Origin of the sequence: Rhodopseudomonas sp., from assembly GCF_048594845.1 — a bacterium.
Lineage (GTDB): Bacteria > Pseudomonadota > Alphaproteobacteria > Rhizobiales > Xanthobacteraceae > Rhodopseudomonas.
Window position 1 is genome coordinate 1 of sequence record NZ_JBMDXE010000089.1, and the last position, 25,596, is coordinate 25,596.

Below are 25,596 nucleotides of genomic sequence, written 5' to 3' on the forward strand. Positions count from 1 at the left end.
TCGAAGAACACTTCGTTGACTTCGTGGCCGCCGTCGATGGTCTGGATCGGACGGACGGTGATGCCCTTGGTCTTCATGTCGACCAGGATGAAGGAGATGCCTTCCTGCTTCTTCGCCGTCGGATTGGTGCGGCACAGGCAGAAGATCCAGTCGGCGTATTGCGCCAGCGTGGTCCAGGTCTTCTGGCCGTTGATCACCCACTTGTCGCCCTTGCGCTCGGCCTTGGTCTTGCGCGAGGCGAGGTCCGACCCCGAGCCCGGCTCGGAGAAGCCCTGGCACCACCAATCCTCGACGCTGGCAATGCGCGGCAGGAAGCGCTTCTTCTGCTCCTCGCTGCCGAAGGTGTAGATCACCGGGCCGACCATCGACACGCCGAAGGCGAGCGGCTGCGGCGCGGGCGCGGCCTGCAGCTCTTCGTTGAAGATGTAGTGCTGCACGCTGCTCCAGCCGGTGCCGCCATATTCCTTCGGCCAGTGCGTCACGCCCCAGCCCTTCTTGTGGAGGATGCGATACCACTCCACCATGTCGTCCTTCGATGGATGCCGGCCCTCGACCAGCTTCTGCCGGGTCTTCGGCGGCACGTTGTCCTTGAAGAACTGCCGCACCTCGTCGCGGAACGCGATTTCTTCCTTGGTGAAATTCAGATCCATCGGATCCTCCTGGGTCGAATTGGCTATCGAACTATCCGCGTCATTCCGGGGCGCGAGCGCAGCTCGCGAGCCCGGAATCCATATTCACCGCCAGGGGTTATGGATTCCGGGCCTGCGCCCCAAGAGGGGCGCATCCCGGAATGACGAACTCTTTTGTTACTGCACGATCTCGAACAAGCCCGCCGAGCCCATGCCGCCACCGACGCACATGGTGACGACTGCGTACTTAGCGTTGCGGCGACGGCCTTCGATCAGCGCGTGACCGGCGAGACGCGCGCCCGACATGCCGTAGGGATGGCCGACAGAGATCGCGCCGCCGTTGACGTTGAGCTTCTCTGGATCGATGCCGAGCTTGTCGCGGCAATACAGCACCTGCACGGCGAAGGCTTCGTTCAGCTCCCACAGCCCGATGTCGTCGACGCTGAGGCCGTGGCGCTTCAAGAGGCGCGGCACCGCGAACACCGGGCCGATGCCCATCTCGTCGGGCTCGCAGCCGTAGGAGACCATGCCGCGGAAGATGCCGAGCGGCTTGAGGCCCTTCGCGGCCGCAGTCTTGTCGCTCATGATCACCGTGGCCGAGGCGCCGTCCGACAGCTGGCTGGCGTTGCCGGCGGTGATGGTGAAGCCCTCGCCGCGCACGGCCTTGAGGCCGGCGAGACCTTCGGCGGTCGTTTCCGGCCGCGGGCCTTCGTCCTGCGACAGCGTGATGTCCTTGAACGACACTGCGCCGGTCGCCTTGTCGACGACGCCCATCTTGGTCGAGATCGGCGCGATCTCGTCCTTAAACTTGCCGCCCTGCTGCGCGGCCGCGGTGCGGCGCTGGCTCTCCAGCGCGTACTCGTCCTGCGCCTCGCGCGAGATGTTGTAGCGCTTCGCCACGGTTTCGGCGGTGTCGAGCATCGCCATGTAGACGTCGCCCTTCAGCGCTTCGAGCGCCGGATCGACGGCGTGGAAAGTATTCATCTTGTCGTTCTGCACCAGCGAGATCGACTCACCGCCGCCGCCGACCGCGATCTCGACGCCGTCGAAGATCACCGAACGAGCGGCCAGCGCCATCGCCTGCAGGCCGGAAGCGCACTGCCGGTCGATGGTCGTGCCGGCGGTGGTCACCGGCAGGCCGGCGCGCAGCAGCGCCTTGCGGGCGATGTTGCCGCCGGTGGCGCCCTGCTGCAGCGCGGCGCCCATCACCACGTCTTCGACTTCCTTCGGATCGATGCCGGCGCGCTTGACGGCGTGCTCGATGGCGTGGCCCAGCAGGGTCGCGCCTTCGGTGGCGTTGAGAGCGCCGCGATACGCCTTGCCGATCGGCGTGCGCGCGGTGGAAACGATGACGGCCTCGGTCATGAGCGGGCTCCTTGCCTGTTACGCTTGGGCTTTGAGGTTGGGTGAGATCTGACTACGTAGTTCGTGTCGCGACAATTTGCCGACGGGCGTGCGCGGCAGCTCATCGACGAATTCGACGGCGGCGGGCAGCTCGTGCTTGCCGAGCTTGCCGGTGAGGAACGCCCGCAGCTCTTCGATCGAGAACGGCGATGCGCCGTCGCGTAGCTTGACGAACGCCTTCGCGGCTTCCCCCCGATAATCGTCCGGGATGCCGATCACGATCACTTCCTGCACGGCGGGGTGCTCATAGATCGCCTGTTCGATCATCTGCGGATAAACGTTGAAGCCGCCGGAGATGATCATGTCCTTCTTGCGGTCGACCAGGAAGAAATAGCCGTCAGCATCCATATAGCCGATATCGCCGGTGAGAAAACGGTCACCCACGAAGGATTCCGCGGTTTCCTCGGGCCGGTTCCAGTAGCCCTTGGTGACGTTCGGGCCGCGCACGCGGATTTCGCCGACCTCGCCGGGCGGCAGCACCTTGGTGGCATCCTGCAGCGACACCACGTCCATCTCGATGCCGGGCAGCATCAGGCCGATCGAGCCTGGCTTGTCCGGCCCGACCGGCGGATGGCCGGTGCCGGGCGAACAGGTCTCGGTCATGCCCCAGCCGCTCTTGAGCTGCAGGCCGGTCTTGCGCTCGAACAGCCGCGCCACCTCGACCGGCAGCGGCGCGCCGCCGGAACCGGCGGTCACCAGCGACGAAAGATCGCGGCTCTCCAGCGACGGATCGTTCGCGAGCGCGATCCACATCGTCGGCACGCCGGGGAATGCGGTGGCGCGCTTCTTCTCGATGTCGTCGAAGATCGCCGCGACGTCGAAGCGCTGATGCAGCGACAGCAGTTCGCCGCGCTTCAGGCCACGCGTCAGGATCACCGTCAGCGCGTAGATGTGGAACAGCGGCAGCACGCAGATCACGCGCGACTGCCCCTCGGGCGCGTCGCGGACCACGCGCCACAGATCGAAGATCGACACCGCGGCGGTGAGGTTCGCATGCGTCAGCATCGCGCCCTTGGGCAAACCTGTTGTGCCGCCGGTGTATTGCAGCAGCGCGATGTCGTGCTTGTTGATCGCCGGCCAGGCCGCGGGCGGCTTCGCGTCCTTGACGAAGTCGGCATAGCGGATCACGCGCGGATCGTCCGGCAGCGGCGCCAGCTGCGCCATCGACGGACCCCACGCCGAGTCGGCGCAGACGATCAGGCGGTCGAGCAGGCCCTTGGCGAGAAACTTCTCGGCCATAGGCAGCAGCGCGGCGGATTCGGTGGTGATCAGCACGCGCGCGCCGGAATCGCTGAGCTTGTGCGACAGCGCCCGCTCGCCATCGAGCGGCGACAAATGCACCACGCGGGCGCCGGCCTTCAGCGTGCCGAAGAAGTTGATCGGATGGTCCGGCGTGTTGCCGAGAAACAGCGCCACCGAGGCACCGGGGCCGTAACCGGCGGCGAGCAGCGCCGCGGCGGCGGTGTCGGCATGGTTTTGCAGCTCAGTGTAGCTGATCTGACGATCGCGAAATTCCAACGCCGGGCGATCGGTGTAGTCCTTCGACGCCTGCGCCAACAGATCCGGCAAGGTGCCTGTCGCGATTTCCGCATCCCAGCGAAGGCCGGGCGGATAGTACTGCTCACCGGGATGGGTCATGCGCTCACTTCGCGAGTGGGATGAAACTAACGGCTCGTCATTTCAGGCAGGGATGGCGCTGCATCATTTGCTCCCCTCCCCCTTGCGGGGAGGGGTCGAGGGTGGGGGTCCCCAGGCACTGTGCCCGCGTCGCCCTCACCCGGCCCTCTCCCGCAAGCGGGAGAGGGAGAAGAGCGATCACGCCGCGGCTTTGCTCGGCTGGCCGATCGAGGCGAAGGTCTTGCCTTCGTCGGCGAGCTTCTTCAGCAGCGGGGCGGGCTCCAGCGACGGGTCGTTGGTGGCCTTGGCGTAGTAAGCGAGGCGTTCGGCGATGTGCTTGAGGCCGACGCTGTCGGCGTAGTGCATCGGGCCGCCGCGATAGATCGGCCAGCCGTAGCCGTACAGCCAGACCACGTCTATGTCGCTCGGCCGCGCCGCGATCTTTTCTTCGAGGATGCGGGCGCCCTCGTTGATCATCGGATAGACCATGCGTTCGAGAATCTCCTCGTCGCTGATGTCGCGGCGCTTGAGGCCGAGCTTGGTCAGGGTGTCGTTGATCAGTGTTTCGACTTCCGGATCCGGCAGCGGCGAGCGCGAGCCGGCTTCGTACTTGTAGTAACCCTTGCCGGTCTTCTGGCCGAAGCGGCCGGCTTCGCACAGCGCGTCGGCGATCTCCGACTTGATGCCGCGGTCCTTGCGCGAGCGCCAGCCGATGTCGAGGCCGGCGAGATCGCCCATCGCGAACGGGCCCATCGGCATGCCGAACTTGGTGACGACGGCGTCGACCTGCTGCGGCAGCGCGCCTTCGAACAGCAGCTTCTCGGACTGCTTGGAGCGGGCCGCGAGCATGCGGTTGCCGACGAAGCCGTCGCAGACGCCGACCACGACCGGCACCTTGGCGATCTTCTTGGCGATCGACACCGCGGTGAGCAGCGCGTCCGGCGCGGTCTTGGCGCCGCGAACGATCTCGCACAGCTTCATGACGTTGGCCGGCGAGAAGAAGTGCATGCCGAGCACGTCCTGCGGCCGCTTGGTGGTGGCGGCGATGTCGTCGACGTTGAGATACGAGGTGTTCGAGGCCAGCACCGCACCGGGCTTGGCGTAGGCGTCGAGCGCGGTGAACACTTCCTTCTTCACCGCCATGGTTTCGAACACCGCCTCGATGATCAGGTCGGCGTCCTTGACGTTCTCGAGACCGACCACACCGGTGATCAGGCCCATACGCTTGGCGGGCGCGTCCGCCGGAATGCCGCCGCGCGCCGCGGTGGCTTCGTAGTTCTTCTGCATGATGCCCATGCCGCGCTTCAGCTGCTCCTCGCCGGTCTCGATCAGAGTCACCGGGATGCCCGCATTGGCGAACGACATCGCGATGCCGCCGCCCATCGTGCCGGCGCCGATGATCGCGACGCGCGACACCGGCCGCGGCTTGGTGCCATCCGGAACGCCGTCGACCTTGGCGGCTTCACGCTCGGCGAAGAACGCATAGCGCTGCGCCTTCGACTGATCGGACACCACGAGCTTGAGGAAGCCCTCGCGCTCTTTCTTCAGACCTTCCTCAAACGGCAGGTCGATCGCCGCGCCGATCGCGTCCGCGCAAGCGAACGGCGCTTCGAGGCCGCGCGCCTTCTTGGTCATCGCCGCGACCGCATTGGTGAAGATCGAACGATCGGCCTTCGCCGCCGCGAGCTTGCTGTCGTCGTCGCGCAGACGGCGGGTGGGCCGCTTTTCGGCAACAATCTTCTTGGCGAACGCCACCGCGCCGGCGGTCGGGCCTTCGACGATCTCTTCGATCAGACCATGCTTGAGCGCTTCTGCGGCGCCGATCGGACTGCCGCCGACGATCATCTGCACGGCGAGCTCCGGACCGACCGCACGCGGCAGGCGCTGCGTGCCGCCGGCACCCGGCAACAGTCCGAGCTTGACTTCAGGAAGGCCGAGCTTGGCTTCCTTCACGGCAACGCGGAAGTGGCAGCCGAGCGCGACTTCGAGACCGCCGCCGAGCGCGGTGCCGTGAATTGCGGCGATGGTCGGCTTCGGCGAATTCTCCAGCGCAGCGATGACGTCGTTCAGCGCCGGCGGCTGCGGCGGCTTGCCGAATTCGGTGATGTCGGCGCCGGCGATGAAGGTGCGGCCCGCGCACACCAGGACAATCGCCTGGACTTCGGGATCGGCGACCGCCGCGTTAACGTTTTCCAGGATGCCGCGGCGAACAGCCGCACTGAGCGCATTGACGGGCGGACTGTCGACGGTGACAACCGCGATCGCATCCTGCCGCGTGCGCGTTACAACTTCGCTCATTGCATTCTCCCTGGTCAGTTTCTTCGGGTCACGTTTCTTGTTGGCGTCGGTCGATTTGGAGCCGTTTCGCAGTGCGAAATTTAATTCCACATCTTGACAGCGAGGGTTATTTTGAAGAGCGTCGATTGTCAACGACGCCATAATCAACAATCAATCAACAATCGCGCAGGGAATGAAGCGTCCTCCGAAAAAAGCCGCGACAGATCGCAGTTTCGTCGTCGCGCTGTCGCGGGGACTGGAGGTGCTTCGCGCATTCGGCCCCAATGATGGCCTGCTGGGCAACCAGGAGATCGCGGCGCGGACCAAATTGCCGAAGCCGACAATCTCGCGACTGACCTACACGCTGACCAAGCTCGGCTACCTCACGCAGGTGCCGCGATTCGAGAAGTATCAGCTCGCCCCCGCAGCGATGTCGCTGGGTTACGCCGCGCTCGCCAATCTCGGCGTGCGTCATCTGTCGCAATCCTTCCGCGACGAATTGATGCAGCAGACCGGCGGCGCCGTCGCGGTCGGCGCGCGCGACCGTCTCAGCATGATCTACGTCGGGCAGGCGCGATCGAGCCTCACCGTCGGTGTGCAGCTCGACGTCGGGTCGCGGATTCCGATCGCCACCACGGCGATGGGCCGCGCTTACTTGTGTGCACTGCAGGGTGACGAACGCGCGGCGCTGCTGCGCGATCTGCGCGATTACTACGGCAGCCGCTGGCCGCGCATCCGCGACGGCATCGAGCGTTCCGAGGAGATGGTCGCGAAATACGGCTTCACCATTTCGGCCGGCGAGTGGCAGGACGACGTGCACGCCGCCGGAGTCGCACTGACGATGAACGACGGCACCGGACCCTACGCGTTCAACTGCGGCGCACCTGCATTCCGCTTCACGGAAGAACGACTGATCAACGACATTGGACCTCGCCTATTGGCGATGGTAAGGAAAATTGAAGCGGCGCTCGGCGGGACAGCAGCGCCGCTATCAAGACGAACCGACAAATCTGAAAACAAGAAAACTAAGTCAGGAGGGAAAGTTGCGCGTGTCGTCGAGGGGATCAGGTAGCATCCGTCGTCGCGAAGCGGCGCCGATGATCATGCTCCGCCGCCCGGTTCAGGGCCGCAGCAAATGATGCAGGCACATTCGGGACAAACCGCGTCACCGCTACTCGCGGTGCGCGACGTCAGCGTCGTATTCGGCGGCATCGTGGCGTTGAACGGCATTTCGTTCGACATGAAGAAGGGCCAGATCCTGGGACTGATCGGCCCCAACGGCGCCGGCAAGACCACGCTGTTCAACTGCCTGTCGCGGCTGTATCAGCCGAGCAAAGGCGACATCCTGCTCGAAGGCGACAGCATCCTCACGCGGCCGCCGCATCGCATCTCCGAGATGGGTATCGGCCGCACGTTCCAGAACGTCGCGCTGTTTCCGAACCTCTCGGTGCTCGATAACGTTCGCGTCGGCACGCATGCGCGCACCAACAGCGACATCGTTTCGGACTCTCTCCGCCTGCCGTGGATCCGCCGCGGCGAGAAGGAGATGAACAAGCGCGTCGACGATATCCTCGGTTATCTCGAGCTGCGCAGCGTTGCCCACACCCCGGTGGCGGGCCTGCCGTTCGGCACGCAGAAGCGCGTCGAGCTGGCGCGCGCGCTGGCGACCGAGCCGAAGATCCTGCTGCTCGACGAGCCGGCCGGCGGTCTCAACCACGAGGAAGTCTACATCCTCGGCGACCTGGTCCGGAAGATCCGCGACGACCGCGGCGTCACCGTACTGCTGGTCGAACACCACATGGGTCTGGTGATGTCGATCGCCGACCACGTCGTCGCGCTGAATTTCGGCCGCAAGCTCGCAGAGGGAACGCCCCAGCAGGTGCAGAACGACCCGGATGTGATCAAGGCCTATCTGGGGAGCAAAGACCAATGACAGCGCTGCTCAATGTTCGCGACCTGCGCGCCTATTACGGCCAGGTCCAGGCGCTGCACGGGCTCGCCTTCGAGCTGCAGGAAGGCAGCCTGACCACGCTGCTCGGCGCCAACGGCGCCGGCAAGACAACAACGCTGCGCGCGATCTGCAACATGGTCCGCTCCACCGGTTCGATCGAGTTCGAAGGCAAGTCGCTGACGAAGAGCTCGACCGAGTCGATCGTGAAGCTGGGTATCGCCCACGTTCCCCAGGGCCGCGGAACCTTCACGACACTCACCGTGCACGAGAACCTCGAGCTCGGCGCGATCAGCCGCAAGGACAAGAAGGCGATCGAATCCGACATCGAGCGGATGTACGCGCACTTCCCTGTGCTGAAGCAGCGTCATACCCAGCAGGCCGGCACGCTGTCCGGCGGTGAACAGCAGATGCTCGCGGTCGCCCGCGCACTGATGCTGCGGCCGCGGCTGATGCTGCTCGACGAACCATCGTTCGGTCTCGCGCCGCTGGTGGTTCGCGACCTGTTCAAGATCCTCGGCAAGATCAATCGCGAAGACAAGGTCAGCATCCTCGTCGTCGAACAGAACGCGCAGCTGGCGCTCGAACTGGCCGACCAGGCCTATGTGATCGAGACCGGCCGCATCGTGATGTCCGGCAAAGCGGACGACATCGCCAATAACGAAGACGTCCGCAAATCCTATCTCGGATACTGAGGAGACTGCCATGGAACTTCTGCTGAATCAGGTCCTGGCAGGTATCGCCACGGGCGCCATCTACGCATGTATGGCGCTGGCCGTGGTGATGATCTATCAGGCGATCGACCACCTCAACTTCGCCCAGGGCGAAATGGCGATGTTCTCGACGTTCATCGCCTGGCAGCTGATGCAATGGGGCGTTCCCTATTGGGGCGCATTCGTGCTGACGCTGGCCCTCTCCTTCGCCGGCGGCATCGTCATCGAGCGGGCGCTGTTCAAGCCGCTCGGCAACGCGCCGGTGCTGACCCACGTCGCGGGCTTCATCGCGCTGTTCGCGATCATCAACTCGGTCGCGGGCCTGACCTGGGACTTCACCATCAAGCAGTTCCCCTCGCCGTTCGGCTCCGCGCCGTTCCTGGGGAGCCAGCTGATCTCGACCCATCAGGCCGGCATGATCGGCGTCACCCTGGTGCTGCTGATCCTGCTGTACTTCTTCTTCCAGTTCACCCGGATCGGTCTGGCGATGCGGGCGGCGGCGGCGCAGCCTGAATCGGCACGTCTTGTCGGCGTCAACACCTCCTGGATGATCGCGCTGGGCTGGGGCATGGCGGCGGCGATCGGCTCGATCGCCGGCATGCTGATCGCCCCGGTGGTGTTCCTCGAGCCCAACATGATGGGCGGCGTGCTGATCTACGGTTTCGCCGCGGCTGTGCTCGGCGGCCTGTCGAGCCCGCTCGGCGCGGTGATCGGCGGCTTCCTGGTCGGCATCTTCGAGAACCTCGCCGGCACCTACATCCCCGGTGTGGGCAACGAACTGAAGCTGCCGATCGCGCTGGCGCTGATCGTCACGGTTCTGGTCGTCAAACCCACGGGCCTGTTCGGCCGCAACATCGTCAAGCGAGTCTGATCATGAGCGCGTTGCAGGAAATCGTGAACGACACCCAGCCGGTCGAAACCACGCCGAAGAAGTACATGGCGCTGGGCACCTACGCCTCGGTCGTGGTGGTGCTGCTGCTGTGCATCGCGCCGCTGCTGGTCAAGAACTTCATCATCTTCCAGATGACGATGGTCTTGATCTACGCGATCGCGGTGCTGGCGTTGAACATCCTCACCGGCGGGTCGGGCCAGTTCTCGCTTGGCCAGAGCGCGTTCTACGCGCTCGGCGCCTATAGCTCGGCGATCCTGATGGAGACCTTCGGCGTCAATTACGCATTGACGCTGCCGGTCTCCGGCGCGATCTGCTTCATCGCCGGCTACCTGTTCGGCCTGCCGGCGCTGCGGCTCAGCGGCATCTATCTGGCGCTCGCGACCTTCGCGCTCGCCACCGCGATGCCGCAGCTCCTCAAGCTGCACTACTTCGAAACGTGGACCGGCGGCGTCCAGGGTCTGGTCATCACCAAGCCCGACGCGCCGTTCGGCCTGCCGCTGTCGCAGGACATGTGGCTGTACTACTTCGTGCTGGTGATCTCGATGGTGATCTACGTCGCCTCGGTGAACCTGCTGAAGTCGCGCTCCGGCCGCGCCATGATGGCGATCCGCGACAACGAAATCGCGGCCTCCGCGATGGGCGTCGACGTCGCGCGCTACAAGACGCTGGCGTTCGGCGTCTCCGCCGGCATCACCGGCGTCGCCGGCGGTCTCGGCGCCATCGCGGTGCAGTTCGTGGCACCGGACAGCTACACGATCCAACTCGCGATCGCGCTGTTCCTCGGCATGGTGGTGGGCGGCGTCGGCTGGCTGCCGGGCTCGATCGTCGGCGCGGCCTTCATCGTGTTCGTGCCGAATATCGCCGAGCACTTCTCCAAGGGTCTGTCGGGCGCGGTGTTCGGCCTGATCCTGATCCTGATCATCTTCGTCCTGCCGCACGGCTCGCGGCAGGTCGCCTATACGGTGCAGAACTGGGTCCACAAGCTTCGTAAATAAGACCCGGTCTGACGATGCCTGGCCCCCGGCGACACCCTCGCCGGGGGCCTTTTCTTTGGGCGACGCAGCTCTTCGCACAATGGCGCCCCCTCCAGGCGTGGATGGCCAGGACAAGCCCGGCCATGACGGAATTGAACTCTCCACGATAGCCGCTGACGCACCCGACTGCGCATCTGCAGGGCTGCCCCACGATCGCAGGATGCACGGCGGCTTCGATCCGGCGTATGGATGACCCCGTTCCGCGCCGCGTGCGCCGTAGCCGAGATCGTCGATGTTGTCTGTCTGCCGTTACACGCGCCGCAGCGCGCTGGTCGTGTTGCTCGCCCTCGCCTCCAGCACTGCAGTGGCTCAGAGGGCCTATGATCCCGGCGCCAGCGACAGCACGATCCGCATCGGCAATCTGATGCCCTATTCCGGGCCTGCGTCGGCCTACGCCATCGTCGGCCGGATCGAGCAGGCCTATTTCCGAATGATCAACGATCAGGGCGGCATCAACGGCCGCAAGATCGAGTTCGTTTCCTATGACGACGCCTACAGCCCGGCCAAGGCCGTCGAGCAGACCCGCAAGCTGGTCGAGAGCGACGAGGTGTTGCTGATGTTCAGCCCGATGGGCACGCCGTCGAACGTCGCGATCCAGAAATATCTCAACGCCAAGGGCGTGCCGCAGCTGTTCGCCGCCAGCGGGGCGACGCGGTTCGGCGATCCCAAGGCGTTCCCATGGACGATGGGCTGGCAGCCGCCCTATCAGGTCGAGGGCCGGGTCTACGCCAAGTACATTCTGGCGACCAAGCCTGAAGGCCGGATCGCCGTACTGTATCAGAACGACGACCTCGGCCGCGACCTGCTCAAGGGCCTGAAGGACGGCCTCCGCGACAAGACGGCGATGATCGTCGCCGAAGAGAGCTACGAGGTGGCCGAACCCAGCGCCGACAACCATATCGCACGGCTGAAGGCCTCTGGCGCCGACGTGTTCGTGTCGATCACCACGCCGAAATTCGCCGCGCAGAGCATCCGCCGAGCCGCCGAGATGGCGTGGCGACCGCTCTACATCCAGGCGCTGGTGTCGGCCTCGATCGGCGCGGTGATCCGCCCCGCCGGGCTCGACAACGCCCAGGGGCTGGTGTCGGCCGCCTACAACAAGGACGCCGCCGATCCGCAATGGGCCGACGACCCGGGCATGAAGCGCTTTCACGCCTTCCTCGACGCCTACGCTCCCGACGCGAACCGGGGCGACAACTCCGTGGCCTATGGCTACGGCGCCGCACAGTGCCTGGTCGAGGTGCTGCGCCGCGCCGGCGACGATCTGAGCCGCGCCAACGTCATGCGCGCCGCGGCGAGTCTCAAAGGATATGCACCCGACACGCTGCTGCCGGGCATCACCATCACCACCGCGGCCGATGATTTCCACCCAATCGAGCAGCTGCGGCTGATGCGGTTCTCCGGCGATCACTGGGAACTATTCGGACCGGTGATCGATGGGGAACTCCGGAACTAACTGTTAGCTGTCGGCGGCGCGGATTCTGCCCCCCGGCGGCTGGGTCGCATGCGCTTTCTATTGCTGCAACAGCGAGAAACGTGTTCAATCCGGACCGAACTCAACGAAGTTCGCCGCCAAGAACAACATGCCACGACCAAGGAGCCTTCCGGAATGCAAACTCTCCGTTCGCGCGCGCTCGTCTTTTCAGCAGCCGTCGCGGTCAGCTTCGCCAGTTTCAGCGGCGCGGCTTTCGCCCAGAAGAAATACGACACCGGTGCGTCCGACACCGAGATCAAGATCGGCAACATCATCCCCTATTCCGGCCCGGCGTCGGCCTATGGCACCATCGGCAAGACCGAGGAAGCCTACTTCCGGATGGTCAACGAGAACGGCGGCATCAACGGCCGCAAGGTGAATTTCATCAGCTACGACGACGCCTATTCGCCGCCGAAGGCGGTCGAGCAGGTCCGCAAGCTGGTCGAGAGCGACGAAGTGCTCGCCGTGTTCAACCCGCTCGGCACGCCGTCCAACACCGCGATCCAGAAGTATCTGAACGCCAAGAAGGTGCCGCAGCTGTTCGTCGCCACCGGCGCCACCAAGTGGAACGACCCGAAGAACTTCCCCTGGACCATCGGCTGGCAGCCTTCGTATCAGAGCGAGGCGCAGATCTACGTCAAGTATCTGATGAAGGAAAAGCCGGACGCCAAGATCGGCATCCTCTATCAGAACGACGACTTCGGCAAAGACTACCTCAAGGGCACCAAGGACGCGCTCGGCGCCAAGGGCGCCTCGATGATCGTCGCCGAGGAGACCTACGAGATTTCCGCGCCGACCATCGACAGCAACATCGTCAAGCTGAAATCCGTCAATCCAGACGTCGTACTGCTGTACGTCACGCCGAAGTTCGGCGCGCAGTCGGTCAAGCGGATCGCCGAGCTCGGATGGAAGCCGCTGGTGATCATCACCAACGTCTCCGCCTCGGTCGGCAGCGTGATGCAGCCCGCCGGCTTCGAGAACGCCCAGGGCGTGCTGTCCGCCGCCTACGCCAAGGACGGCACTGACCCGCAGTGGGCCAACGATCCTGCCTTCAAGAAGTGGCACGCCTTCGTCGACAAGTACATGCCGGGGACCAACAAGACCGACAGCAACATGGTGTACGGCTACGGCGCCGCCCAGACGCTGCACAAGGTCCTCGAAATGTGCGGCGACGATCTCACCCGCGCCAACGTCATGAAGCAGGCGGCCAGCCTGAAGGACTTCGAGCCGGACACGCTGCTGCCGGGCATCAAGATCAACACGTCGGCGACCGACTTCGCGCCGATCAGCCAGTTGCAGATGATGCGCTTCAAAGGCGACAAGTGGGAGCTGTTCGGCGACATCATCTCGGGCGACGTCAAAACCGAGTAAGCGCCAGCACCGCGCCGGGCGCATAGCGCCTCGACGCAACCGGCGTCAGCTGTCCAAATTTTAACCCCCGGCGACCCATGTCGCCGGGGGTTCTTTGTTGCCGGTTCCGGACAAACAGGTTTCAATCCGCGCTACGCCGCCCGAGCAACGAGGTGGTGATACCAGGCCAGGAGACGACCCACGATGTCCTTTTCGCGTTCGACCCTTGCGACGCTATCGGCCGCCGCGCTGCTGCTCGCAGCGACCAGCCAAGGCGCCTTCGCCCAGAAGAAGTACGATCCGGGCGTGACCGACACCGAGATCAAGATCGGCAATGTCGAAGCCTACAGCGGCCCCGCATCGGCCTATGGCGTCATCGGCAAGACCGAGGAAGCCTACTTCCGGATGATCAACGATCAGGGCGGAATCAACGGCCGCAAGATCAACTTCATCAGCTACGACGACGCCTACTCGCCGCCCAAAACGGTCGAGCAGGTGCGCAAGCTGATCGAGAGCGACGAGGTCTTCCTCGTGTTCAACGCGCTCGGCACGCCGACCCAGACAGCCGTGCAAAAATATCATAACGCCAAGAAGGTCCCGCAGCTGTTCGTCGCAACCGGCGCGAGCAAATGGAACGACCCCAAGGACTTCCCCTGGACCATGGGCTTCCAGCCGAGCTACCGGGTCGAGGCGCGGATCTTCGCCAAGTACATCCTGAAGGAAAAGCCGAACGCGAAGATCGGAGTGTTCTATGCCAACGACGATTTCGGCAAGGATTACGTTGCCGGGCTGAAGGACATCCTCGGCGCCAACTCCAAGCTGATCGTCGCCGAAGAAAGCTACGAGACCTCCGAGCCGTCGATCGACGCCCACATCGTCAAGCTGAAGGACACCGGCGCCGACGTCTTCGTCAACATTTCGACACCGAAATTCGCCGCCCAGGCGATCAAGAAAATGGCCGAGCTGAACTGGAAGCCTATGCATCTGATGACCGACGTGTCGATCTCAATCGGCGCGGTGATGAAGCCGGCCGGGCTCGACGCCTCGGAAGGCGTGCTGTCGGCGGGCTATCTCAAGGATGCCTCGGACTCGCAGTGGAACAACGACGAGGGCATGAAGAAATTCAAGGCTTTCCTCGACAAGTACATGCCCGGCGCCAACATCGCGGATACCAATCTGGTATACGGCTATACTGCGGCGCAAACCATGGTGCAGGTGCTCAAGCAGTCCGGCGACAACCTGACCCGCGCCAACGTCATGAAACAGGCCGCCAGCCTGAAGGACTTTGCCGCCGACACGCTGCTACCGGGCATCAAGATCAACACCTCGGCGACCGATTTCGCGCCGATCGAACAGCTGCAGATGATGCGGTTTACCAAGGGCAAGTGGGAGATGTTCGGTGACATCATCAGCGCCGAAACCGGCGGCTGAGCCCAGATCGGCCGGGGTGCGCCAGCGGGCGCGAGCCATGCGTAACCGCACCTCGGATTCTTACTAACAGCCACGCTGTTACTTCCGCACCGCAACAAGCCCCTGCCACGTTGTCGCAGGGGCTTTTTGTTGCTGCCCCGTCGCGAAGGGTGTTGAATGTCCCGACAGGGCCGCCAAGAGCCCCGACAAAAACACACAATCAACAGACCAAGAAAAGGGAGTCAGAAATGCCTTCACTCCGCACGCACGCGGCTGCCCTCTCGGCCGTGCTCGCTTTGACGCTCGCGGCTTCGAGCGCCGCACTGGCGCAGAAGAAATACGATCCGGGTGCCAGCGATACCGAAATCAAGATCGGTAACATCATGCCCTATAGCGGCCCCGCTTCCGCATACGGCGTGATCGGACGTACCGAGGCTGCGTATTTCAAGAAGATCAACGACGCGGGCGGCATCAACGGCCGCAAGATCAATTTCATCAGCTACGACGACGCCTACTCGCCGCCCAAGACGGTCGAACAGGCCCGCAAGCTGGTCGAGAGCGACGAAGTTCTGCTGGTGTTCAACTCGCTGGGCACGCCGTCCAATTCGGCGATCCACAAATACATGAACAGCAAGAAGGTGCCGCAACTGTTCGTCGCCACCGGCGCCACCAAGTGGAACGATCCCAAGGACTATCCGTGGACGATGGGCTGGCAGCCCAGCTACCAGAGCGAAACCCAGATCTACGCCAAATACATCCTCAAGGAGATGCCGAACGCGAAGATCGGCGTGCTGTATCAGAACGACGACTACGGCAAGGACTATCTGAAAGGCCTTGAGGACGGCCTCGGCGACAAGGGCAAGTCGATGATCGTGATGAAGGAGAGCTACGAGGTCTCCGAGCCGACGATCGACAATCACCTGGTCAAGCTAAAGGCGAGCGGCGCCGACGTCTTCGTCAACATCACCACGCCGAAATTCGCCGCGCAGGCGATCAAGAAGAACGCCGAGATCGGCTGGAAGCCGGTGCACTTCCTCAACAACGTCTCGGCCTCGGTCGGCAGCGTAATCAAACCGGCCGGCTACGACGCTTCGCAGGGCGTGATCTCCGCGGCCTATCTCAAGGACGTCAGCGACGATCAGTGGAAGGACGATGCCGGCATGAAGCAGTTCCTTGCCTTCATGGACAAGGACTTCCCGGACGGCAACAAGCTCGACGGCGGCACCGTCGTCGGTTACGGCGTGGCGCAGACGCTGGTCGAGGTGCTGAAGCGCTGCGGCGACAACCTGACCCGCGAAAACGTCATGAAGCAGGCCGCCAGCCTGAAGGACTTCCGCACCGAAGTGCTGCTGCCGGGCATCGCCATCAACACCTCGGCGACCGACTTCGCGCCGGTCAGCCAGCTGCAGCTGATGCGGTTCAAGGGTGAAAAGTGGGAGCTGTTCGGCGACGTCATCAGCGGCGACGTCGGGGGATAGCGGCTTGCGTCATTGCGAGCGAAGCGAAGCAATCCAGCATCGTGCACCCGGCTGGCTTGCTTCGTCGCATCTCTCCTCGCAATGAAGGCGAGGTTGAGATCGCGGCCCGCCGCGCAGACGTGCGGCGGGGTGCTCTCAAAACAACGCCGCGGATTTACGCCGCGGCTTCGTAGTTGACTTCGGTCTCGGCCAGCTTGGTCAGGTTGACGTCTGTGGTCTTCTCCTGCTGCAGGGTCTGGTCGATCAGCTTGACGGCGTCCTTCATGCCGAGCAGGCCGGCCCAGGTCTTCAGCGTGCCGTAGCGGGAGATCTCGTAGTGTTCGACCGCCTGCGCGGCGGCGAGCAGGCCGGCGTCGAGGGCTTCGGTGCCCTTGTACTCGTCCATGATCTCCTTGCCCTCGTCGATGATGCCCATGAGCGCGTCGCAGGTCTTGCCGCGCGCCGGCTTGCCGAGCAATTCGAAGATCTGCTCGAGCCGCTCGATCTGGCCCTCGGTCTCGCCTTCATGCTTCTCGAACGCCGCGCGCAGCTTGTCGGAATTGGCCGCCTTGGCCATCTTCGGCAGCGTCTTCAGGATCTGCTTCTCGGCGTAGTAGATGTCCTTGAGCGTATCGAGGAAGAGGTCGTTGAGGGTCTTGTCTTTGGCTGCGGCCATGGTCGTCTCCGGTTGGTGATGGGGTCCGTCTCAGACGAGCGCCCAACGCAACTTCGGAGCGATAGTTCCAGCGGCTTCGCGCAGCCCGACGGGTGGACGGCGCGAAGCGGCATCATCGATCTTTTGATACGCGGATAGCTCAGGCCGCGAGCTGGGTCTCCACCAGCTTGATCCAGTACGACGTGCCGTAGACGATGGCGTCGTCGTTGAAGTTGTAGGCGGGGTGATGCAGCCCGGCGCTGTCGCCGTTGCCGAGGAAGATGAAGGCGCCGGGACGCGCTTCCAGCATGTAGGCGAAGTCCTCGGCGCCCATTAGCGGCGGCATTGAGATCACGTTGGATTCGCCCGCGATGTCACGGGCGATGCGCTGCGCCACCTCGGTCTGGTCCGCGTGATTGACCACGACCGGATAGCCGCGCTCGTACTCGACGGTGATCTTCGCGCCGGTCGACTGCGCGACGCCGGCGGCGACCTCGTGAATCCGCTTCTCGACCAGATCGCGGACGTCCGCCTTCAAGGTGCGCACGGTGCCCTTCAGCTCGGCGATTTGCGGAATGACGTTGCGGGCATTGCCGGCGTGGAATTCGCAGATCGACACCACCGCCGCCTCAAGCGGATCGACGGTGCGCGACACGATCGACTGCAGCGCGGTGATCAGCTGGGCGCCGACCAGCACCGAGTCGATGCACATATGCGGCCGCGCAGCATGGCCCCCCACCCCCTCGATGCGGATGTCGACCGAGTCGGTCGACGCCATGATCGGCCCCGGGCTGATGGCGAAGGCGCCGACCGGGATGCCGGGCCCGTTGTGCATGCCGTAGACCTGCTCGATGCCGAAGCGGTCCATCAGGCCGTCCTTGATCATCGCGGCGGCGCCGGCTCCGCCCTCTTCGGCCGGCTGGAAGATCACCACCACGTCGCCGGCGAAGTTGCGGGTCTCGGCGAGATAGCGCGCGGCGCCGAGCAACATCGCGGTGTGCCCGTCGTGACCGCAGGCGTGCATCTTGCCGGGCACCTTGGAGGCATACGGCAGGTCGGTCGCCTCTTCGATCGGCAGCGCGTCCATGTCGGCACGCAGCCCGATCACCTTGAGTTCGCCGGAGGCCGGCTTGCGGCCGCGGATCACCCCGACGACGCCGGTGCGGCCGAGCCCGGTGACGACCTCGTCGCAGCCGAACTCCCGCAACCGGTCGGCGACGAAGGCCGCCGTCCGGTCGACGTCGTACATCAGCTCCGGATGCTGATGGATGTCGTGGCGCCAGGCCATGATCTCGGGTTGCAGGTCGGCGACGCGGTTGATCACGGGCATGAGGCTGACAGTCTCCAAATTTCACGATCCGAAATGGCAGGCTAACCGCCCCGCCGCTCCGCAGCAACTGTACAGCGTCGCCGCACGGGGCTAAGCGTCTGCAAAATCACGGCGTCATGGACGCGCGGGTGGGATGAAACGGATGACGGCGCAAATCGAAGGCGAATTCGACTATATCGTGGTCGGTGCAGGCACCGCAGGTTGCATCGTCGCCAACCGGTTGTCCGCCGATCCGAATTGCCGGGTGCTGCTGCTGGAAGCCGGCGGCCGCGACAACTGGATCTGGTTTCACATCCCGGTCGGCTATCTGTTCGCGATCGGCAATCCGCGCTCCGACTGGATGTTCAAGACCGACCCGGAGCCCGGCCTCAACGGCCGCTCGCTGGCCTACCCGCGCGGCAAGGTGATCGGCGGCTCGTCGGCCATCAACGCGATGATCTCGATGCGCGGCCAGGCCGCCGATTACGACCATTGGCGCCAGCTTGGCTTGTCCGGCTGGGGCTGGGACGACGTCCGGCAGGCGTTCCGGCGGCTCGAGGATCATTTCCTCGGCGACAGCGAACATCACGGCGCCGGCGGTGGCTGGCGGATCGAGGCGGCGCGGCTGTCCTGGCCGATCCTCGATGCGGTGGCGGATGCGGCCGGCGAAATGGGCATTCCGCGCAGCGCCGATTTCAACACCGGCGACAACGAAGGCGTCGGCTATTTCCACGTCAACCAGAAACGCGGCCGGCGCTGGTCGTCGGCGCGCGGCTTCCTCAAGCCGGCGCTGCACCGCAAGAACCTGCGTCTGGAGACCAACGTGCTGACCGATCGCGTGATCGTCGAGAACGGTCGCGCGGTCGGCGTCCGCTTCCTGCAGAACGGCGTCGCCGTCGAAGCCCGCGCACGGCGCGAGGTCGTGCTGTGCGCCGGCTCGATCGGCTCGGTGCAGGTGTTGCAACGCTCCGGGATCGGCCCGGCCGAATGGCTGAAGCCGCTCGGCATCGAGCCGGTGCTGGATCGCCCCGGCGTCGGACGCAACCTGCAGGACCATCTGCAGCAGCGCGCGATCTATCGGGTCAGTGGTGGCCGCACGCTCAACGAGATCTATCATTCGCTGCCGCGTCGCGCCTGGATGGGTATCGACTACGCATTCCGGCGCCGCGGCCCGCTGACCATGGCGCCGTCGCAGCTCGGCATCTTCACCCGTTCCGATCCGCATCAGGAGCGAGCCAACATCCAGTTTCACGTCCAGCCGTTGTCACTCGACAAGTTCGGCGATCCGTTGCACCGCTTCCCGGCTATCACCGTCAGCGCCTGCAACCTGCGCCCGACCTCGCGCGGCGAGATCAAGATCAAGACCGCGGCGCTCGACGCCGCCCCCTCCATCGCGCCGCATTATCTCGAAACCGACGACGACCGCCGCGTCGCCGCTGACGCCATCCGCGTCACCCGGCGGCTGATGAAGCAGCAGGCGCTGGCGAAGTATCAGCCCGAGGAGTACCTGCCTGGCCCGCTGGTCGGCGACGACGACGCGTCGCTGGCCAAAGCCGCCGGCGATATCGGCACCACGATCTTTCACCCGGTTGGCACCGCCAAGATGGGCCTCGCCAGCGACCCGATGGCCGTGGTCGACGAGCGCCTGCGCTTCCATGGTCTCGATGGGCTGCGCGTCGTCGACGCCTCGGTGATGCCGACCATCACCTCCGGCAACACCAACACCCCGACCGCAATGATCGCCGAGAAAGGCGCAGAGATGATCTTGCGGGACGGCAAGTGAGTCCGACGGAACGCTGGCCCGCCCGACTCGCACGCGTGGCCTGATCGCAGTCAGACCAAAGGAGAACACGTCCGGAATTGGACACGGAGTTTGCGCGGAACAAACTATCATCCGATCAGCGGTCGGATTGTTGATAATCGTTATCAGATCGCGACGTTGCGGCTTTCGATCGTGTCATCATGCCCGAGCGGCATTTTGAATCAGAGGCAGGCAAATGGTCGATGTGCATGCCCCGCAGGCAGCCCCGTCTCCATGGCGACAATGGCGCTGGCTGCTGGCCGTGCTCACCGCGGATCTGCTGGTGATCGTTCTGGTCTCGCTTTCAATCTGGCACAGCTATCGCGTCCACGAAGAGGCCGCCGCCGTCACCACCCGGAACACCGCCCGGCTGCTCAGCCACGATGTGGCGGCAGGCCTCGACAGGATCGACCTGGCGCTGCTGACGCTGAAGGACGAGCTTGAAACCAAGCAGGACCTGCTCAATCCCGGCGCGATCGCAGCCGCGGCCGACCGCCAGTTTCGCCGTCATCGCCGACTGGAATTCCTGCGGGTAACGAACGCGGCAGGCGACGTTGTGGCGGGCTCGGGCTTGCCTGAAGGCAACCGGGTCAATGTTTCGCAACGCAATTACTTCCTCCGTCTGCGCAACTCAACCGACGCCGGCCTCGTCGTGTCCGAGCCGCTGCAGAGTTACGGCGACAAGATCTGGTCCATCGTGCTGGCGAGACGCCTGGACCGCAGCAATGGCGATTTCGCCGGCGTTGTGTTCGCGGTCGTTTCGCTGAAATCAATCCAGGATTTGTTCGGCAGCATCGATCTCGGGAGAAAGGGCGCGATCAGCCTGCGCGCACTTGATCTGTCGACCGTCACCCGCTTGCCGCCGCCCGAAGCGGCCGGCATCCTGCCCGGCGACAAGAGCGTCACGGCGGAGTGGCGCGCCCATCTCGCTCGATATCCAAACTCCGGAACATACTACGCCGTCAGCTTGGACAAGGTGCCGCGGCTGCTGTCCTATGACAAGGTCCCGAACTATCCGTTCTACGTCGTCGTCGGCCAGTCTCCGGTCGACTACTCGTCGAGCTGGCGGAAGGAACTCGCCGCGACGGGAGCGCTGACGCTGGCGATCATCGCGACGTCGCTCGTTGTCGCATATGGATGGCGCCGGCACAGCATCGACGCGCGCCGGATTGTCGATCTGCAAGCGCGTGCGCTGCAATCCAGTCGCGAGCACCTCAAGCTGGCGATAGACGGCGCCGACATGGGCACATGGACCGCGCATGTGACGATGCGGACCACGACGATCAGCGAAAAGGCGCGTGGGATTCTCGGCGGCCCCACGGAAGAAACCACCGACACCGCTTACTTCATCGGCCTCGTTCACCCCGACGACCGCAAGATCGTCGGGGCGGCGATCCGCAAGGCGATCGAGTATGGCGCGATGTTCGAGGTTCGTGCGCGGATCAAGCATCCGGCACTCGGCTTCCGCTGGGTCCACGTCACCGGCCAGTGGCTCGGCGAGGGCGGTACGCGCAACACCATGATCGGCATCATCCGCGACATCACCTCCGAAATCGACGACTTCGACGCGCTCAAACGCGCCAAGGCGGATGCCGACGCCGCGTTGGAAGCCTACGCGGCGAGCGAACGCGAACTGCGCCAGCTCACCTGCAGCCTGGAGCAGCGGGTGCAGGACGAAGTCGCGCGGCGCGAGGCCGTACAGGCGCGGCTCGCCCATGCCCAGCGGATGGAAGCGATTGGTCAACTCGCGGGCGGCATCGCACACGACTTCAACAATGTCATTCAGGTCGTGCAGGGCTGCGCCGAGATGGTCGAAGCCGCGCAGAACAATCCGCCCCAGACCCGCCATATGGCGCAGATCATGCTCGACGCGTCGACGCGGGCCGCCGCGATCACCAGCCGCCTGCTCGCCTTCTCCCGCCGCAGCGATCTCAGCGCCGATCAGGTGGACGTGTATGCCATGCTGGAATCGCTCGAGCAGATGCTGTCGCACACGCTCGGCGACGGTATCGCCATCGAGCTGCTGATCGAGCCCGGCCTGCCGGCTCTGAAGGCCGACAAATCGCAGCTGGAAACCGTACTGATCAACATCGCAGTCAATGCCCGCGACGCGATGAACGAGACCGGGACGCTGTACATCTCGGTCTGCGGAGAGAGGATCGAGCAAGACCACGAGCATGGGCAGATCACGCTGCTGGCGCCGGGGCCGTATCTGCGGATCACCATCTCCGACACCGGCGCCGGCATGACGCCCGAGGTGCTTGCGCGGGCGTGCGAACCGTTCTTCTCGACCAAGGACATCGGACAAGGCACCGGTCTTGGTCTGGCCATGGCGAAGGGCTTCGCCGAACAAAGCGGCGGCGCGCTGGACATCGAAACCGAGCTCGGACGTGGCACGTCGGTGAAACTGTGGTTCCCCGCAGCGGAAGCCGACGCCGGTCGTCCGGCGCAGGATATCGCGCCGGCCGCGCAGACGCGGCGCCGCAGCGACACGACGCTGCTGATCGTCGACGACGACCCTCTGGTACTCGATATCCTGGTCCGCCAGATGCAGCGGCGCGGATTTGCCGTGCGGCGCGCCGCATCGGCCGCGACCGCGCTCGATCATCTCGATGCCGGCGTGGACCTCGTGATCACCGATCTGTCGATGCCGGGCATGGACGGCTTGGCGCTGATAGAAGAACTCCACCGCCGCAGGCCGGACTTGCCGACCATTCTGCTGACCGGCTTCCCCGGCAAGGCGCTTCACATCGAGGCCAGCAAAACCTGCGTGGTGATGCGCAAGCCGGCCAATGCCGATGACCTCGCCCGGCAGATCGAGGACATGGCCGGCAACGCCTCGGCTCCGCAGCGGGTGCTCGAACGGACCCCGTAGCTGGGCTAAGCCGCGTCGCTGCGGCTATGCCGACTTCCGCATCGCGTTGTCGACCAGGGTCTTGCCGAGCGACCAGATGGCGCCGGGGACCTTGTGGCTGTCGGCGATCACCTGATCGAACGAGCGTTCGATCCATGCGCAGTCGTCTTCGGTGATGGTCAGCGGTGGCAGCAGCTTGACGGTGTGCAGGCCATGGCCGGCCACCTGAGTGAGGATCTTGTGATCCTTAAACAACGGCACGGTAATCAGCTGGACGAACAGGCCCTTGTTGGCACTCTCCAGCATCGTCCACGACGCCTTCAACCGCAGCGATTTCGGCGGGCCGAATTCGACGCCGATCATCAGTCCCTTGCCGCGCACTTCCTTGAGGAGTTCGTAGCCCGGAACCATCCGAGTGAGCGCCAGCCGCAGCTCGGCGCCGCGCTTCGCGGCGGCCTCGACCAGTTTCTCGGCCTTGAGCACTTCCAGCGTGGCGATGCCGGCGGCCATCGCCAGATCGTTCTTGGCGAAGGTCGAGCCGTGCACCACGGCGCGGTCCATGCGGTTGAAGATCTTGTCGAAGATCGACTTGCGCGTCAGCACCGCACCGACCGGCACGTGGCCGCCCGACAGCGCCTTCGACAGCAGCACCATGTCGGGCTCGACGTTCCAGTGCTCGACCGCCAGGAAGCGGCCGGTGCGGCCCATGCCGGTCTGAATTTCGTCGGCGACGAACAGCGTACCGTACCGCTTGCACAGTGCGGCTGCGCCCGGCAGGAACTCGTCGGTGGGCATGTTGACGCCCTTGCCCTGGATCGGCTCGACGATGAAGGCTGCGACTTCGCGGGTCGACAGCGCCTTCTCCAGCGCTTCGAGATCGTTGAACGGGATGGTGGTGACACCCGGCAGCTGCGGCCCGAAACCGCCCTGGAAATTCTGGTCGTCGGTCAGCGACAGCGCGCCGTAGGTCAGGCCGTGATAACTGTGGTCGCAATTGACGATGCCGTTGCGGCCGGTGGCACCGCGGGCGAACTTGATCGCCGCCTCGACACTCTCGGCGCCGGAATTGGCGAAGAACACCTTGTCGAGATACGGCGCTTGTTCGAGCAGCCGCTCGGCGAGGATGCCGGCGAGCGTCGACACGTCGAGTTGCACCAGGTTGGGCAGATCGGCGTCGAGCACACTCTGCAGCGCCTTACGCAGCACCGGATGGTTGCGGCCGACTGCGAACACGCCGAAGCCGCTGAGCAGGTCCAGATAGCGCGCGCCATCGCGATCGTAGAGATACTGGCCGAGGCCCTTCTGAAAACCGACGTCGTAGCCGATCGTCTTGAGGACGCGGACGAGTTGCTCGTTGAGATGCCGCGAATGCATGTTGCTGCGCTGCGACTCGCGGGCCGCGAACATCTCGGCGAGATCTAAATTCGGCTGGTTCATGGGCTAGTTACGTCGCTTGTTGGAGCCGCCGTCAACACAAAAGGCAGACGTCGTACCGCGCTCGAGCTTTCTTTCCGGAATTGTGATGCGCGAGCGACATGCCAATATTGCGGCATTGGCCCCGCGGCGTACGAAAGATGCCCCCACCTTCGTATAGTCCGATCCGGCCCAGCGGCGCCAGCCCCGTAACGCCCCCTGCGGCAATCACGACGGCTCTCGCGACGCGGCGCGAGTTTCCTCCTCCGGAACGGGCGGCCGAGGAAAACTCCTCCCTCGGCCGATCGCGTTCGAACCAGCAGACACGCCGTCCGCAGCGACTCACAAATCGGTGTCGCCGCTTTCGTCGATGTGCCGCGGCTTGCCCATCAGCGCCGGCTGGAACAGCAGCACCGCGCCGAGCGTGGTGAGCAGCGACAGCGCCAGAAGCTTGCCCATGCTCGCGGTGCCGGGGTGGTTCGACAGCCACAGGCTGCCGAACGCCGTCGCGGTGGTCAGCGCGCTGAAGAAGATCGCCCGGGTGAGCGCCGACTGCAGCAGATTGGTGCGTCCCGAGCGCCACGCTGTGACGTAGTAGATCTTGAACGCGACGCCGACGCCGAGCAGGAGCGGCAGCGCGACGATGTTGGCGAAGTTCAGTGGCAAATCGATCAGCACGCAGATCTCGAGTGTGACCGCGCCCGCCACCAGCAGTGGAACCAACGTCAATAGCACGTCGGTGAACCGCTTCAGCGCGAGCCACAGCAGCAGCGAAATCGACAGTAGCGCCCACAGACCGGCCTGGATGAACGAGCCGACGATGGTGTCGCCCGACTTCAGGATCGACACCGGCCCGCCGATCGCGTTCGGCTCGACCTTGAGAACCGCAGCGGCAAATTTGCGCAGCGTGTCGTTGTCGTTCGGATCGCCATTCGGCAACACTTCGACGCGGATCTGACCGTCCTTGGTCTTCCACGACGACACGATGTCCGGCGGCAGGTTTTCGAGCGTCACCTGCTGCGCGGTCAGCATCGTGCGAAGCTGGTCGAACGCGATCTTGAGCGGCGCAACGAACACCGCCTGGGCGTGCTCACGCGTCGCCTGATCGGCACCTGCCAGCGCGGCAAGCGCCTTCGCCAGCCGCCGGGCAGCATCTGCGCCAGGACCGCTGGCGTCGCCCGCGGTCTTGCGCAGAGCTTCCGCCGAGCTGTTCAGTGAATCGACGTTTTCCTTATCGGTCGGCGGCGGATCGACTTGGTCCGGATTCAGCGCCGGCTCAAGCACCTTGGCGCCCGCCCGGATCCGCGTCAGCCTCGCGGGCTGTTAGGCCGGCCCGAATGTGTCGAGTGTCAGTGTTCG

General features: G+C 64.6%; 18 protein-coding genes and 1 pseudogene. 11 read left to right on the top strand and 8 right to left on the bottom strand.

Annotated features, from left to right (window positions below; translation table 11 throughout):
- From ACOJTD_RS05375 to ACOJTD_RS05390, 4 genes are all read right to left on the bottom strand, one after another.
- On the bottom strand, window positions 1–650 hold a 650-nt coding region (locus ACOJTD_RS05375), incomplete at its 3' end, for an acyl-CoA dehydrogenase family protein (RefSeq protein ID WP_420131901.1).
- 156 nt (window positions 651–806) lie between these two features.
- Entirely contained in the window at window positions 807–1,994 is a 1,188-nt protein-coding gene (locus ACOJTD_RS05380) for an acetyl-CoA C-acyltransferase (RefSeq protein WP_254984410.1), read from the bottom strand.
- An 18-nt stretch (window positions 1,995–2,012) separates the two neighbouring features.
- Window positions 2,013–3,671: a dicarboxylate--CoA ligase PimA gene (gene pimA, locus ACOJTD_RS05385; RefSeq protein ID WP_420131902.1), complete on the bottom strand. Its 1,659-nt coding sequence runs from the start codon at window positions 3,669–3,671 to the stop codon at window positions 2,013–2,015.
- Window positions 3,672–3,848: 177 nt separating this feature from the next.
- Window positions 3,849–5,948 carry a 3-hydroxyacyl-CoA dehydrogenase NAD-binding domain-containing protein gene (locus tag ACOJTD_RS05390; RefSeq protein WP_420131903.1) on the bottom strand — a complete coding sequence of 700 codons (2,100 nt, stop codon included), beginning with the start codon at window positions 5,946–5,948 and terminating at the stop codon, window positions 3,849–3,851.
- 172 nt (window positions 5,949–6,120) lie between these two features.
- Here ACOJTD_RS05390 and ACOJTD_RS05395 point away from each other — a divergent pair, with 172 nt between their 5' ends.
- The 9 genes from ACOJTD_RS05395 to ACOJTD_RS05435 all read left to right on the top strand — a co-directional run bounded on the left by ACOJTD_RS05395 (window position 6,121) and on the right by ACOJTD_RS05435 (window position 16,226).
- Window positions 6,121–6,999, top strand: a complete 879-nt coding sequence (locus tag ACOJTD_RS05395) for an IclR family transcriptional regulator (RefSeq protein ID WP_420131904.1) — start codon at window positions 6,121–6,123, stop codon at window positions 6,997–6,999.
- Between the two features lie 63 nt (window positions 7,000–7,062).
- Window positions 7,063–7,860: an ABC transporter ATP-binding protein gene (locus ACOJTD_RS05400; protein WP_420131905.1), complete on the top strand. Its 798-nt coding sequence runs from the start codon at window positions 7,063–7,065 to the stop codon at window positions 7,858–7,860.
- Window positions 7,857–8,570 (top strand): ABC transporter ATP-binding protein, encoded by a 714-nt coding sequence (locus ACOJTD_RS05405; RefSeq protein WP_254984406.1) that lies wholly within the window; start codon window positions 7,857–7,859, stop codon window positions 8,568–8,570. Before ACOJTD_RS05400 ends, ACOJTD_RS05405 begins: the two co-directional genes overlap by 4 nt.
- 10 nt (window positions 8,571–8,580) lie before the next feature.
- Entirely contained in the window at window positions 8,581–9,459 is an 879-nt protein-coding gene (locus ACOJTD_RS05410) for a branched-chain amino acid ABC transporter permease (RefSeq protein WP_420131906.1), read from the top strand.
- 2 nt (window positions 9,460–9,461) lie between these two features.
- Complete coding sequence (locus tag ACOJTD_RS05415) at window positions 9,462–10,475, top strand: branched-chain amino acid ABC transporter permease (RefSeq protein WP_420131907.1); 1,014 nt, start codon at window positions 9,462–9,464, stop codon at window positions 10,473–10,475.
- A gap of 271 nt (window positions 10,476–10,746) precedes the next feature.
- Window positions 10,747–11,970: an ABC transporter substrate-binding protein gene (locus ACOJTD_RS05420; RefSeq protein WP_420131908.1), complete on the top strand. Its 1,224-nt coding sequence runs from the start codon at window positions 10,747–10,749 to the stop codon at window positions 11,968–11,970.
- A 153-nt stretch (window positions 11,971–12,123) separates the two neighbouring features.
- Window positions 12,124–13,359, top strand: a complete 1,236-nt coding sequence (locus tag ACOJTD_RS05425) for an ABC transporter substrate-binding protein (RefSeq protein WP_420131909.1) — start codon at window positions 12,124–12,126, stop codon at window positions 13,357–13,359.
- Between the two features lie 183 nt (window positions 13,360–13,542).
- The gene (locus tag ACOJTD_RS05430; protein ID WP_420131910.1) at window positions 13,543–14,769 is read left to right on the top strand and encodes an ABC transporter substrate-binding protein; all 1,227 of its coding nucleotides are present in this window, start codon (window positions 13,543–13,545) and stop codon (window positions 14,767–14,769) included.
- A gap of 227 nt (window positions 14,770–14,996) precedes the next feature.
- Entirely contained in the window at window positions 14,997–16,226 is a 1,230-nt protein-coding gene (locus ACOJTD_RS05435) for an ABC transporter substrate-binding protein (RefSeq protein WP_420131911.1), read from the top strand.
- 154 nt (window positions 16,227–16,380) lie between these two features.
- Here ACOJTD_RS05435 and ACOJTD_RS05440 read toward each other — a convergent pair whose 3' ends face one another.
- Together ACOJTD_RS05440 and ACOJTD_RS05445 are read right to left on the bottom strand one after the other, a co-directional pair.
- The gene (locus ACOJTD_RS05440) at window positions 16,381–16,881 is read right to left on the bottom strand and encodes a ferritin-like domain-containing protein (protein ID WP_420131912.1); all 501 of its coding nucleotides are present in this window, start codon (window positions 16,879–16,881) and stop codon (window positions 16,381–16,383) included.
- A 139-nt stretch (window positions 16,882–17,020) separates the two neighbouring features.
- A complete protein-coding gene (locus ACOJTD_RS05445) occupies window positions 17,021–18,190 on the bottom strand; it encodes a M20 aminoacylase family protein (RefSeq protein ID WP_420131913.1) in 1,170 nt (389 codons plus the stop codon).
- A 142-nt stretch (window positions 18,191–18,332) separates the two neighbouring features.
- Here ACOJTD_RS05445 and ACOJTD_RS05450 point away from each other — a divergent pair, with 142 nt between their 5' ends.
- A complete protein-coding gene (locus tag ACOJTD_RS05450) occupies window positions 18,333–19,952 on the top strand; it encodes a GMC family oxidoreductase (protein ID WP_420131914.1) in 1,620 nt (539 codons plus the stop codon).
- 214 nt (window positions 19,953–20,166) lie between these two features.
- Window positions 20,167–22,845, top strand: coding sequence for a response regulator (locus ACOJTD_RS05455; RefSeq protein ID WP_420131915.1), 2,679 nt, complete (start codon window positions 20,167–20,169; stop codon window positions 22,843–22,845).
- A 24-nt stretch (window positions 22,846–22,869) separates the two neighbouring features.
- Here ACOJTD_RS05455 and hpnO read toward each other — a convergent pair whose 3' ends face one another.
- The gene (gene hpnO, locus ACOJTD_RS05460) at window positions 22,870–24,261 is read right to left on the bottom strand and encodes an aminobacteriohopanetriol synthase HpnO (protein ID WP_420131916.1); all 1,392 of its coding nucleotides are present in this window, start codon (window positions 24,259–24,261) and stop codon (window positions 22,870–22,872) included.
- A gap of 318 nt (window positions 24,262–24,579) precedes the next feature.
- Window positions 24,580–25,596: pseudogene (locus ACOJTD_RS05465) on the bottom strand (hopanoid biosynthesis-associated RND transporter HpnN); the annotation flags it as partial.

Bases quoted from the DNA above. Each gene is read 5' to 3' on its own strand.
- ACOJTD_RS05380 (WP_254984410.1), bottom strand. From the start codon at position 1,994: ATGACCGAGGCCGTCATCGTTTCCACCGCGCGCACGCCGATCGGCAAG.
- pimA (WP_420131902.1), bottom strand. From the start codon at position 3,671: ATGACCCATCCCGGTGAGCAGTACTATCCGCCCGGCCTTCGCTGGGAT.
- ACOJTD_RS05390 (WP_420131903.1), bottom strand. From the start codon at position 5,948: ATGAGCGAAGTTGTAACGCGCACGCGGCAGGATGCGATCGCGGTTGTC.
- ACOJTD_RS05395 (WP_420131904.1), top strand. From the start codon at position 6,121: ATGAAGCGTCCTCCGAAAAAAGCCGCGACAGATCGCAGTTTCGTCGTC.
- ACOJTD_RS05400 (WP_420131905.1), top strand. From the start codon at position 7,063: ATGATGCAGGCACATTCGGGACAAACCGCGTCACCGCTACTCGCGGTG.
- ACOJTD_RS05405 (WP_254984406.1), top strand. From the start codon at position 7,857: ATGACAGCGCTGCTCAATGTTCGCGACCTGCGCGCCTATTACGGCCAG.
- ACOJTD_RS05410 (WP_420131906.1), top strand. From the start codon at position 8,581: ATGGAACTTCTGCTGAATCAGGTCCTGGCAGGTATCGCCACGGGCGCC.
- ACOJTD_RS05415 (WP_420131907.1), top strand. From the start codon at position 9,462: ATGAGCGCGTTGCAGGAAATCGTGAACGACACCCAGCCGGTCGAAACC.
- ACOJTD_RS05420 (WP_420131908.1), top strand. From the start codon at position 10,747: ATGTTGTCTGTCTGCCGTTACACGCGCCGCAGCGCGCTGGTCGTGTTG.
- ACOJTD_RS05425 (WP_420131909.1), top strand. From the start codon at position 12,124: ATGCAAACTCTCCGTTCGCGCGCGCTCGTCTTTTCAGCAGCCGTCGCG.
- ACOJTD_RS05430 (WP_420131910.1), top strand. From the start codon at position 13,543: ATGTCCTTTTCGCGTTCGACCCTTGCGACGCTATCGGCCGCCGCGCTG.
- ACOJTD_RS05435 (WP_420131911.1), top strand. From the start codon at position 14,997: ATGCCTTCACTCCGCACGCACGCGGCTGCCCTCTCGGCCGTGCTCGCT.
- ACOJTD_RS05440 (WP_420131912.1), bottom strand. From the start codon at position 16,881: ATGGCCGCAGCCAAAGACAAGACCCTCAACGACCTCTTCCTCGATACG.
- ACOJTD_RS05445 (WP_420131913.1), bottom strand. From the start codon at position 18,190: ATGCCCGTGATCAACCGCGTCGCCGACCTGCAACCCGAGATCATGGCC.
- ACOJTD_RS05450 (WP_420131914.1), top strand. From the start codon at position 18,333: ATGACGGCGCAAATCGAAGGCGAATTCGACTATATCGTGGTCGGTGCA.
- ACOJTD_RS05455 (WP_420131915.1), top strand. From the start codon at position 20,167: ATGGTCGATGTGCATGCCCCGCAGGCAGCCCCGTCTCCATGGCGACAA.
- hpnO (WP_420131916.1), bottom strand. From the start codon at position 24,261: ATGAACCAGCCGAATTTAGATCTCGCCGAGATGTTCGCGGCCCGCGAG.